Raw genomic sequence first — 10792 nt, 5'->3', positions numbered from 1 at the left:
AATACTAAGTGGGTGGATATTAAAAACCTTTAGACACCCCCCTTATCAAGGGGGGATTAAGGGGGGATCGGCACCCCCCTTATCAAGGGGGGATTAAGGGGGGATCGGCACCCCCCTTATCAAGGGTAGATCCCCCCGCCTATCGGCACCCCCCTTATCAAGGGGGGATTAAGGGGGGATCGAACCTAAAATCCATTTTTAATTTAATTATAACCAACTACTTAGCGATCGAGTCAATATATAATGACTTTTGGCTTAATTGTAACCGAAATTTTGGAGTCAATCAGGCTCCTAATTCTGAAAATATGGCTAATTCCTCGGTAGCGAATCTCGATACTGCTTCCCTGCATCAATTTCTCCTCGATGCTCTTGTCCGTCTTGCCTATCGAGAGGGAGATTTCACCCTGTCCTCAGGACAAAAAAGCAGCTACTATATCAACGGCAAACAAGTTACTCTCACTGGGGAGGGAGCTTTAGCCGTGGGGCGTTTATTGCTGTCTCTACTGCCTTCAGATACCCAAGCGGTGGCAGGATTAACCCTAGGAGCAGATCCGATTGTCAGCGCCGTTAGTGTGGTATCTGCCTACGAAAATCGCCCGATTCCAGCTTTAATCGTCCGTAAAGAGGCAAAAGGTCACGGAACCATGGCTTATATCGAGGGTCCGACTTTAAACCCCGGGGCTGCGGTGGTTGTCCTCGAAGATGTGGTGACAACGGGGAAAAGTGCTATGGTAGCGGTAGAAAGATTACGCAATGCGGGTTATCAAGTAGATTTAATCATTGCTTTGGTGGATAGAGAACAAGGAGGGGCGGAATTTTACCAATCTCAGGGAATACAGTTTCAAGCTTTGTTTTCGATTCGGGACCTACAGGCGGCTTATCACAATAAATAGCGGCGATTGGCGAGAAACGCTCGATAACTGGGTTTTAAAAGTCGGATTGGCTCTGGGGATAAACCACAAAGGCACAAAGAACACAAAGAGGAAGACAGATTCAAGCGGGCTGCTTTCATTGCCTAAACGATAAGTTAAGTAGGTAGGCGTTAAAAATTATCAGAAACCCCCCTTATCAAGGGGGGATTAAGGGGGGATCGGCACCCCCCTTATCAAGGGTAGATCCCCCCGCCTATCGGCACCCCCCTTATCAAGGGTAGATCCCCCCGCCTATCGGCACCCCCCTTATCAAGGGTAGATCCCCCCGCCTATCGGCACCCCCCTTATCAAGGGGGGCAGGGGGGATCGAACCTAAAATCCATTTTTAATTTAATTATAACCAGCTACTTAACTAGATTTTTTTCCTGTGAATAATTGATAACTAGCTGAGGTTGTCGGCGCTAAGAAACAGATGAGAACATTGATAGATTCAGAGTCTAACTATTGACTAATAGCTATTCTCGGACGGGGAATCAAGATTGCTTGACTCTCTTGGCTGCTAATGAGTTGAAGCCTTTGTCACTTTACTGATAACCCTCAGACCGACTAACTGTATACTAGGCTATAAGATTTGCTTAAAAATCTTCAGACCATGCCGAACTATTGACAGTACAGCGATCGCCAAATATGAATCAAGGCATAGATTTACAAGAAAGTTTCATTAAATCCCTAACAGACTTGGGATTAAGTGGAGGAGTGGCTAAAGCGATTTGGATGCCTTTACCCATGTTCCTGATGATTATAGCCGCCACGGTGGGGGTTTTAGTCTGCGTCTGGTTAGAAAGGAAAATTTCCGCCGCCGTCCAGCAGCGTATCGGGCCGGAATACGCAGGACCCTTGGGCGTTTTACAACCAGTCGCCGACGGTCTGAAATTAGTCTTTAAAGAAGATGTCGTCCCCGCTAAGGCCGACCCTTGGTTATTCCTCTTCGGGCCAATTTTGGTGGTGATGCCGGTGTTTGTCTCCTATCTCATCGTCCCCTTCGGCCAAAATCTGCTGATTACTGACCTAAACGTGGGGATCTTTTTATGGATTTCCTTGTCCAGTATTGCCCCCATTGGCTTATTAATGGCGGGTTATGCCTCAAATAATAAGTATTCCTTACTGGGAGGCCTGCGGGCGGCGGCGCAATCGATTAGTTATGAAATTCCCTTGGCTTTATCGGTATTAGCGATCGCGATGATGTCTAATAGTCTCAGTACCATTGATATTGTCGAACAACAATCCGGTTATGGCATTTTAGGCTGGAATATCTGGCGCCAACCGGTGGGTTTTCTGATTTTCTGGATTGCCGCTTTAGCTGAGTGTGAACGTCTGCCTTTCGATTTACCAGAAGCGGAGGAGGAATTAGTCGCCGGTTATCAAACCGAATACGCAGGGATGAAATTCGCTCTTTTTTATGTGGGTTCCTACGTTAACCTCGTGCTGTCGGCCCTAGTTTTCGCCGTCCTCTATCTCGGTGGTTGGGAATTTCCTATCCCCGTCAATGCTGTGGCCGGCTGGTTGGGAGTGAGTGAAACCAATCCCTGGCTACAAATTATCACCGCTTCCCTAGGGATTACGATGACAGTATTAAAGGCCTATTTCCTCATCTTCATCGCTATTCTCTTGCGTTGGACTGTACCCCGGGTTCGCATTGACCAATTACTCGATTTAGGCTGGAAATTCCTCCTACCGGTATCTTTAGTTAACCTACTACTTACGGCCGCCCTAAAACTAGCTTTTCCCTTTGCTTTTGGCGGTTAATTCCCGTTTTTGCCCTGTTAACTTAATATCCCTCTGACCATCATGTTTAACATCCTCAAACAAGTCAGCGATTACGCCAAAGGTAGCATTCAAGCGGCGAAATACATCGGCGAAGGTTTATCCGTTACCTTCGATCATATGCGTCGTCGTCCGATTACCGTCCAGTATCCCTACGAAAAGTTAATTCCCTCGGAACGTTATCGGGGTAGAATTCACTTTGAGTTCGATAAATGTATCGCTTGTGAAGTTTGTGTGCGAGTTTGTCCGATTAATTTACCCGTAGTGGATTGGACTTTTAACAAGGAAATTAAAAAGAAAGAACTCAAACACTACAGTATCGATTTTGGGGTCTGTATTTTCTGCGGTAATTGTGTGGAATACTGTCCGACTAATTGCCTATCGATGACCGAAGAATACGAACTAGCGACCTATGATCGTCATGAATTAAACTATGATAACGTCGCCCTAGGCCGTTTACCCTACAAAGTCACCCAAGACCCGATGGTAACACCTCTGAGGGAATTAGGTTATCTGCCTAAAGGTGTCATCGAACCCCACGATTTACCCGTCGGTAGTCAACGCGCCGGTAAACGTCCAGAAGAAATTACCGATTAATTAGCAGTTAGCTATCAGCCGTCAGGAGTTGGAAATTTAACAGTAATAACTGATAACTGATAACTAATAATTAATAACTCTCAAACATAAAAGGAGATGAAACTACTGTGAATTTAGCCGAGGGCGTTCAAATAGTATCTTTTGGCATTTTAGCAGCCCTAGTAATCGGGACAGCTTTAGGCGTGGTACTATTATCTAATATCGTTTATTCCGCCTTTTTATTGGGTGGTGTTTTTATCAGCATTTCGGGTTTATATCTCTTACTAAATGCTGATTTTGTAGCGGCGGCACAAATTCTAATTTATGTGGGCGCAATTAACGTTTTAATTCTCTTCGCCATTATGCTTGTTAACAAGCAAGAGGACTTTTCTGATATTCCTAAACGTTGGATTCGTCAGGCATCTACTGCTTTAGTTTGTGTTGGTTTATTTGTGCTGTTATCGACGATGGTTTTAATCACACCTTGGTCAATTTCTAGCACTTCTCCCGCCGTAGTAACTAATACTTTAGTAGAAATCGGTAAGCATTTCTTTAGTGATTTCCTGCTACCCTTTGAATTAGCTTCCGTGCTGTTATTAATGGCCATGGTCGGAGCAATTATTTTAGCTCGTCGTGACCTTATCCCCACCCTAAAAGCTGAAGAACCTACGGCCACAGCTTTAACATTACCCGAACGACCTAGAGAATTAACCGCCCCTAAATAAGACCCAAAAAAGAGGTATCATGCAGATTCAGTTAGAGTATTATTTGTTATTAGCGGCGGCTTTATTTTGTATCGGAATTTATGGTTTAGTCACCAGTCGCAATGCCGTCCGGGTTTTAATGTCGATCGAATTGATGCTCAATTCTGTTAACATTAACTTAATGGGTTTTTCCAACTATCTTGACCCCGCTAATATCCGAGGCCAAATTTTTACTATTTTCGTGATTACCGTAGCGGCAGCCGAGGCAGCCGTGGGTTTAGCGATTATCCTGACTATCTATCGTAACCGCGACACGATCGATATGGAACAGTTTAATCTGCTCAAATGGTAAGCTTTTAAATATTTACCCCCCCTCTCTCCCTTGTTTGGGGGGAGTTTTTTTTGGCTAATTTTCCCTGTTAACGGGGATAAATCTCGGTGACAACTCGATCGGGGGAGCTACTGGTAACAACAATGTTATTATCTTCTAACGTGCCGATCGCTTTATCGCCGGTGAGATTAAATTTTGGTTCCTGTTGTTCATAGATAATATTCCCCTCGGCCTCGACAATTTTTTCCGACATTTTCCAAGTTAAGATCTGACTATACAATTGCGCCCCAGTTTTCTGATTAATCCCCTTAACCCCATCCTTGAGATAAGCGATGCGATTGCCTAATTCCACCACCACACGATTACCAGTAATAGCGATTTGATCTTGATATTGAAAAATTTCCGTGGGGCGATCGGAAGTTAGGGTACGATTTTGATAGTTCCAAATTGCCTGAGAACCAGAAATCTGTAAAGGTGGTTCTAAAGAGCGATATTCGAGGTTTTCTTGCAGGATAACCTGATTATTTTTTCTTTCCCAACGACCGCCGATAGCAGTCAGGCGATCGATAATAGTTTTACTAATATAGCGATCAAAAGCGACTTTTTGATCGGTACTAATGACCTGTTGCGGAATTTCCCAGTACAGGCGCTCGGTTTGCAGGACAACACGAGATTCCTTAGCGGTAGCCACCACTTGACCTTGTAATTCTAGTTTTTCTTGGCGCGTGTCGTAGCGTCCTTGGCGCGCCTTGGCTTCTAGTTGTAGATGACTACCTTTGATCCCTTTGGGGGAGATTAAAATACCTTCCTTGGGCAGCCAACGCAATTCCGGCGCGTTAATAATGGCCTTATTGCGGGGGTCCACAGCCACAATATTATCTTTGAGGAGAATTTCCTGGCCTTCCTTATAGACTTCACCGCGGTCAGCACTAACCTGTAAAACTACTTTCCCATCTTGATAGATATTACCCTTGATATTTTCCAGACGGGCGATTTTTTGGTCTTGGGTGTAGGTAGCTTTTTTGACCTGAATTTTCCAGAGGGGTTGTCCCGAAGGGTTGGCCTGTTCTAAGGTGGCATTATTGAGAATTAACCGGCCATTTTCCTCAATTTTAGGCGATTCTGTCGGTGAAATTTTCGGCGGATCGGGAGGTTGACAGGCCGTTAATCCCAGCAAACCGATTAGAAGGGCAGCCCCGCGCCCAATTGATAGTTTTAATTGTAACCGCTGCCTCAATTTTGATCGCTCCGCTGCTAAGTAGGTAGGCGTTAAAAATTATCAGATGCCCCCCTTATCAAGGGGGGACTAAGGGGGGATCGGCACCCCCCTTATCAAGGGGGGCAGGGGGGATCGAACCTAAAATCCATTTTTAATTTAATTATAACCAGCGACTTATTTTCTCTCCTCCCAGTGTAGGGTAAGGGGTCGCCCCTTGACCGGTTGAAAGTAGTTCACTCGCTAGTTTTGCTGGGAAAAACCCCCGGTTGAACGGTGAGAGTTTGTTGTTTACCCCTGCGGTTAATCTCGATTTCCAGATTACCACCGATCGCACTGGTTTCTACACCTTGCTGCACATCCGAAGCGGTTTTAACGGGGTTTCCTGCCACAGTTTCGATGATATCACCCGCTTGCATTCCGGCTTTTTGAGCGGGGGAATTTTCCACCACTCGCAGGACGATTACCCCTTCATTTTGGTCAATATTAAAGTTTAATTCTTTAGTTTCGTTCAATTGCTGCCGTAATTCTGGGGTTAGCGTTACCATCTGGATACCGATGTAGGGATGTTCCGCTTTACCCTTACTAGATAGCTGTCCCGCCACTTTTTGGGCGGTTTCGATGGGAATAGCAAACCCTAAACCCTGAGCATCGGCCCGAATTGCCGTATTAATACCGATAACTTCACCCTTGGCGTTTAGCAACGGACCGCCGGAATTGCCGGGGTTAATAGCGGCATCGGTTTGGATAAAACGAACCCGTTTATCGGGAACCCCCACTTCGCTGCTAGTGCGTCCTAGGGCGCTAATAATGCCCACTGTCACCGTATTATCTAAGCCTAGGGGATTGCCAATAGCGATCGCCCACTCCCCGGGTATTAAAGTTTCGGCCTTGCCAAAAGTCACCGTCGGTAAATTTTCCGCCTCGATTTTCACCAAGGCCACATCGGTCATATTGTCAACTCCCAGGACTTTACCCTGATAGGTTTGACCGTTTTTCAGAGTCACTTTTACTTGGGTTGTCCCTTCCACCACATGGGCATTAGTTAAAAGTAGTCCATCTGTACTGATGATAAACCCAGAACCAGTTCCTCGTTCCAAATGCTCCTTGGGAATCGGCACTTCATTACCAAAAAAGCGCCGAAAAAAGGGCTGTTTAAATTCTTCGGGAATTTGGTCGGCCACTTCCCGGGCCGAGTCAATCCGCACCACCGCCGGCCCGACTTTCTGCACGGCCTGGGCGATAAAATTAACATTGCCGTCGGTTTGGGGAATAACAGGGAGAGAGAGGGAAGCGGGGAGAATTGCCGGCGGTTTATTTACCTCTAGGGGTGCTTTTCTGCTTAAATACTGATTTCCTAGCACACCCACAGTACCCCCTAGGACGAGTAATCCCAGTGAAATCCCCAATCTTGTCAATAAACCCATAAGCTCTAGCCCTAAAATGTCGTGTGCGGTAGAATCGGCCCCAAACTTACCTATATTATAGGCTGTCTTTTTTGTCGGTAGGAAAGAATCAATGGGAACTTACCCCGTTTACCAGTCTTCTTTTAGCGGTAAAATCACGAAACAGCTATGAGAATCTCAGTTCATGCAATTGTTTGATCGCATCCGTTTAGGGATAGCCGTAGCGGTGGCTAAAACCGTTACTGCTGTGGTTAAAGGACTCCGTTTAGGGGCCGCCAGCGTCTTGCCGGGGGAAATTGCCCGTCGTCTCCATCCCCGTTTGTTGCCGCTACTTTGTGGGCAAGTCCGACGGGGGGTAATCTTGGTGGTTGGCACGAATGGAAAAACTACCACTTCCCTACTCCTAAGAACTATTCTAGAGCGTCAGGGAGCAAAAGTCACCCATAATACCACTGGGGCGAATTTAATTAATGGTTTAATCACTGCTTTATTAGCCGATGCCAATTTATTCGGCACTTTAAAGGCTGATTATGCCATTTTAGAAGTGGATGAAAATATTCTCCCTTTGGTTTTAAAAGATTGTCGTCCTCGCGCTATTTTAGCTCTTAATTTGTTTCGCGATCAACTCGATCGCTATGGGGAAGTGGATACGATTAGTCGCCGTTGGCAAGGAGCCATATCTCCCCTACCCACCGATACTTTAGTGATTCTCAATGCTGATGATCCGACCCTTTCCCATTTGGGTCAACAACTGCCCCAAAGAGTTGTATATTTTGGCTTAAGTGAACCAGAATTATATCTAGAAGAAATTCCCCACGCTGTCGATTCTATTTACTGTCCTAAATGTGGTGCTTCTTTGGATTATCGCGGAGTTTATCTCTCCCATTTAGGGGATTTTAGTTGTCCTAGTTGCGGCTTTAAAAAGAGTAATCCTGCTTTTCATAGTCAGGATTGGCCGCAGATTTTAATCGGTGTTTATAATAAATATAATACTTTAGCGGCGGGTTTAGTAGCCCAAGAATTGGGGATTAAAGATCGAGAAATTTTTGAGACAGTTCAGGGTTTTAAAGCGGCTTTTGGTCGAGCGGAAGAATTAGAAATTGAGGGCAAAAAAGTTAGGATTTTACTGTCTAAAAATCCCGTGGGTATGAATGAAACAATTCGCACGGTGGCTGATATTTTACAGAAAGAAAAGTCCTCGACTACTCTCTTAGTTCTCAATGATCGCATCCCCGACGGGACGGATGTTTCTTGGATTTGGGATGTGGATACGGAAAAATTAACCCGTTTGGGAACAACTTTAGTAGTAACGGGCGATCGACTTTATGACATGGCTTTACGCTTACAATATAGTCAGGATAGTCTCGCTTATCCCGTTAATTTAATTGTTGAATCCGATCTAAAAAAAGCGCTCCAAATTGCCCTTAATAACACCAAAAATGAGGAAACTTTACATATTTTACCCACCTATTCTGCTATGTTAGAAGTACGAGAGATTCTCACAGGTAGAAAGATTTTGTAGAAATTAGAAAAGAGTGAAGATTGGTGTTAGGGGTTGGGGTGTTGGGGTGTTAGGGTGTTAGTTGAATTCCCCCATTTCCCCATTTCCCCATTTCCCCATTTCCCCATTTCCCCATTTCCCCATTTCCCCATTTCCCCATTTCCCCATTTCCCCATTCCCCCATTCCCCTATTCCCTAATTCCCCATTCCCTAATTCCCTAAATCCCCTAAGAAATTATGCAAGAACTAGAACTAAAAATCGGCTGGTTATATCCGACCTTAATGAGTACATACGGCGATCGAGGTAATGTTATTACTATCCAAAGAAGATGTCAATGGCGTGATATTGCTGTGACAATTATTCCCCTAGATGCTCAAACAGAAGCCGAGACATTTTATCAAGTAGATATAATTGTTGGGGGTGGGGCGCAGGATCGGCAACAGGAGATCGTTATGCGGGATTTACAGGGGAGAAAAGCGGCGGCGATGAAAGAACAATTATCAGCAGGAATACCGGGAGTTTTTACCTGTGGTTCCCCACAATTATTAGGACATTATTACGAACCAGCTTTCGGTCAAAGAATCGAAGGATTGGGATTATTAGACCTAGTAAGTAAACATCCTGGACCCAATGCAAAACGCTGTATCGGTAACGTGGTTTTTGAAATTACGGCCTCTCCCTTAGCGGAGGAAATAAAAGCTATGACCGGGGAAAAACCGCTAGTAATTGGCTTTGAAAATCACGGGGGTCGTACCTATTTACAGACCGTTTCTCCCCTAGGAAAGGTGATTACTGGCTACGGAAATAACGGAGAGGACGGTTATGAAGGAGCATTTTACCACAATGCGATCGCTACCTATGCCCATGGTCCGCTACTACCCAAAAATCCCTTTTTAGCCGATTGGTTAATCCAAAAAGCTTTAGAACAAAAGTATCAAAAAGCCATTTTTTTAACAAAACTTGATGATTCTCTGGCCTTGAAGGCACGATTTGCCATGTTTGAACGACTAGAACTAACCGGCGTGACCAATAAAGCCTAAACTGGTCATATACACTTATGGCAGGAGATAGTCAAACTAGCCATTAAGAATTTTAATTGTGGCAGCTTATGAAATTATGACTGGAAAAATTATCGATCGTCAAACGGCGGGGTTTCTCGTCCTCATCATTCCCCTAGCGGTGCTAATCATCCTTGTTTTTACCGCTTGGCCATTGATCCTACTTGTCTTCCTCTTAACTCTGGCAGTCAAGGTGTGGCAAGACTATCGCTGGTCAAAATTATCGACGGTGATTAACCCCTATTTCAATCAACTTTTACAGGACAATCAAGGTTGTCTCACCCCGATTGACCTATCGGCAAAAGCCAATCTCACGGCCAAATTAGCCAGACAATTTTTAGACAAAAAAGCTGAGGAATTTGGAGCGCAAAAAAAAGCTGTAGGCGATCAGGGTATGGCCTATTACTTTATCACCGCCAGTACCTTGGGTAGTATTTTTGATGAGAGTGACCCCTCTTTAGAAGAAATAGGGGAAAAACAAATTCCTGCGATTACTGCCTCGAGATCTCCCCTGACCAATTTAGAGCAATCCCAGGAGGCTAAATCCTCTCTGATTGTCGCCGAAAAGAGCGAAAATTCTGTCTCGGAGGTTCCTGTTATTTCCTCCTCCCAACCTCTGACTAATTTAGGTAAATTATTTGAGGAAAAAGAGGAAGAAAAAAACGCAGCGATCGCTGTTCAAGAAACGGTAATTCAAGAACCGGAGGAGATAATTAATCCTAGTTTGAACAGTTCTGCCAGTTCTTTATCCCAATCAGAATCAGAAGTTAGGGAAGAATCTCTAACCTCTGATTCTGAAACCATCTCATCAATGAGTTTGGCGGATTTGGCTAAACGTTTAGGAGTTACCCCAGCCGTTTTGGGTAGAAACAAGAAAAATAAATCCGAAACAGAATTTGCCGATTGGAGTCGCATCAGAGATCCCGATGGTATTGCTTGGAAATTTGACGCCAAAAACTCCCTATTTGTGGCCAACTGATAGGTAATTTGTTTGGTTTTCTAGACAGGCTCAATGCCTGTCTTTTTTGGCTCTAGAATTAAAGGGGGATCTGCACCCCCCTTATCAAGGGGGGATTAAGGGGGGATCGGCACCCCCCTTATCAAGGGTAGGGCTGTTTCATTCTCCCATCAGAATATCAAAAGTAAAAGCGATCACTATCAGGTAAAATGAGGAGTGACCGCCAACCTTTCAAATATATGTTGAGCTTAATAGAAAAACTAAAACAAGTCAAGGACTTTCGGAAAGATAAAGGAAAAAGACACCCTTTATGGATAGTATTAGTAGTAATAATACTGGGAACAA

General features: G+C 44.7%; 11 protein-coding genes. 9 read left to right on the top strand and 2 right to left on the bottom strand.

Features of this window, described 5'->3' with window-relative positions; all coding sequences use genetic code 11:
* Positions 1 to 305 precede the first annotated feature (305 nt).
* The 5 genes from pyrE to nuoK all read left to right on the top strand — a co-directional run bounded on the left by pyrE (position 306) and on the right by nuoK (position 4328).
* Positions 306 to 893 (top strand): orotate phosphoribosyltransferase, encoded by a 588-nt coding sequence (pyrE, locus tag O9324_RS08950; protein ID WP_288139988.1) that lies wholly within the window; start codon positions 306 to 308, stop codon positions 891 to 893.
* 666 nt (positions 894 to 1559) lie between these two features.
* Entirely contained in the window at positions 1560 to 2678 is a 1119-nt protein-coding gene (gene nuoH, locus O9324_RS08945; RefSeq protein ID WP_002767982.1) for an NADH-quinone oxidoreductase subunit NuoH, read from the top strand.
* Between the two features lie 42 nt (positions 2679 to 2720).
* The gene (gene ndhI / locus O9324_RS08940) at positions 2721 to 3293 is read left to right on the top strand and encodes an NAD(P)H-quinone oxidoreductase subunit I (protein ID WP_002741201.1); all 573 of its coding nucleotides are present in this window, start codon (positions 2721 to 2723) and stop codon (positions 3291 to 3293) included.
* A gap of 107 nt (positions 3294 to 3400) precedes the next feature.
* Positions 3401 to 3997 (top strand): NADH-quinone oxidoreductase subunit J, encoded by a 597-nt coding sequence (locus tag O9324_RS08935; protein WP_002734810.1) that lies wholly within the window; start codon positions 3401 to 3403, stop codon positions 3995 to 3997.
* Between the two features lie 25 nt (positions 3998 to 4022).
* A complete protein-coding gene (gene nuoK / locus O9324_RS08930; RefSeq protein ID WP_197533180.1) occupies positions 4023 to 4328 on the top strand; it encodes an NADH-quinone oxidoreductase subunit NuoK in 306 nt (101 codons plus the stop codon).
* A 67-nt stretch (positions 4329 to 4395) separates the two neighbouring features.
* Here the strand turns inward: nuoK and lptC are convergent, their stop codons facing one another.
* Both lptC and O9324_RS08920 read right to left on the bottom strand, forming a co-directional pair.
* A complete protein-coding gene (lptC, locus tag O9324_RS08925; protein WP_288139987.1) occupies positions 4396 to 5544 on the bottom strand; it encodes an LPS export ABC transporter periplasmic protein LptC in 1149 nt (382 codons plus the stop codon).
* Between the two features lie 215 nt (positions 5545 to 5759).
* A complete protein-coding gene (locus O9324_RS08920) occupies positions 5760 to 6950 on the bottom strand; it encodes an HhoA/HhoB/HtrA family serine endopeptidase (RefSeq protein ID WP_288139986.1) in 1191 nt (396 codons plus the stop codon).
* A 163-nt stretch (positions 6951 to 7113) separates the two neighbouring features.
* Between O9324_RS08920 and O9324_RS08915 the strand changes: the two genes are divergently transcribed.
* From O9324_RS08915 to O9324_RS27475, 4 genes are all read left to right on the top strand, one after another.
* On the top strand, positions 7114 to 8451 hold the full coding sequence (locus tag O9324_RS08915) for a Mur ligase family protein (RefSeq protein ID WP_287629388.1): 1338 nt from the start codon (positions 7114 to 7116) through the stop codon (positions 8449 to 8451).
* Between the two features lie 216 nt (positions 8452 to 8667).
* Positions 8668 to 9471, top strand: a complete 804-nt coding sequence (locus O9324_RS08910; RefSeq protein WP_002767976.1) for a type 1 glutamine amidotransferase — start codon at positions 8668 to 8670, stop codon at positions 9469 to 9471.
* Between the two features lie 76 nt (positions 9472 to 9547).
* On the top strand, positions 9548 to 10468 hold the full coding sequence (locus O9324_RS08905; protein WP_043996646.1) for a hypothetical protein: 921 nt from the start codon (positions 9548 to 9550) through the stop codon (positions 10466 to 10468).
* Between the two features lie 218 nt (positions 10469 to 10686).
* Positions 10687 to 10792 (top strand): transposase family protein (locus O9324_RS27475; RefSeq protein WP_502846571.1); only part of this gene is annotated, 106 nt, incomplete at its 3' end.

The organism is Microcystis sp. LE19-84.1B, from assembly GCF_027531875.1.
Lineage (GTDB): Bacteria > Cyanobacteriota > Cyanobacteriia > Cyanobacteriales > Microcystaceae > Microcystis > Microcystis panniformis.
Note: the sequence above shows the minus strand (reverse complement) of the source record. Positions and strands in the feature narration are given on the sequence as shown.

Excerpts from the sequence above, each read along its gene's own strand:
- nuoH (WP_002767982.1), top strand. The coding sequence starts at position 1,560 with ATGAATCAAGGCATAGATTTACAAGAAAGTTTCATTAAATCCCTAACA.
- O9324_RS08910 (WP_002767976.1), top strand. The coding sequence starts at position 8,668 with ATGCAAGAACTAGAACTAAAAATCGGCTGGTTATATCCGACCTTAATG.
- O9324_RS08920 (WP_288139986.1), bottom strand. The coding sequence starts at position 6,950 with ATGGGTTTATTGACAAGATTGGGGATTTCACTGGGATTACTCGTCCTA.
- pyrE (WP_288139988.1), top strand. The coding sequence starts at position 306 with ATGGCTAATTCCTCGGTAGCGAATCTCGATACTGCTTCCCTGCATCAA.
- O9324_RS08915 (WP_287629388.1), top strand. The coding sequence starts at position 7,114 with ATGCAATTGTTTGATCGCATCCGTTTAGGGATAGCCGTAGCGGTGGCT.
- O9324_RS08905 (WP_043996646.1), top strand. The coding sequence starts at position 9,548 with ATGACTGGAAAAATTATCGATCGTCAAACGGCGGGGTTTCTCGTCCTC.
- ndhI (WP_002741201.1), top strand. The coding sequence starts at position 2,721 with ATGTTTAACATCCTCAAACAAGTCAGCGATTACGCCAAAGGTAGCATT.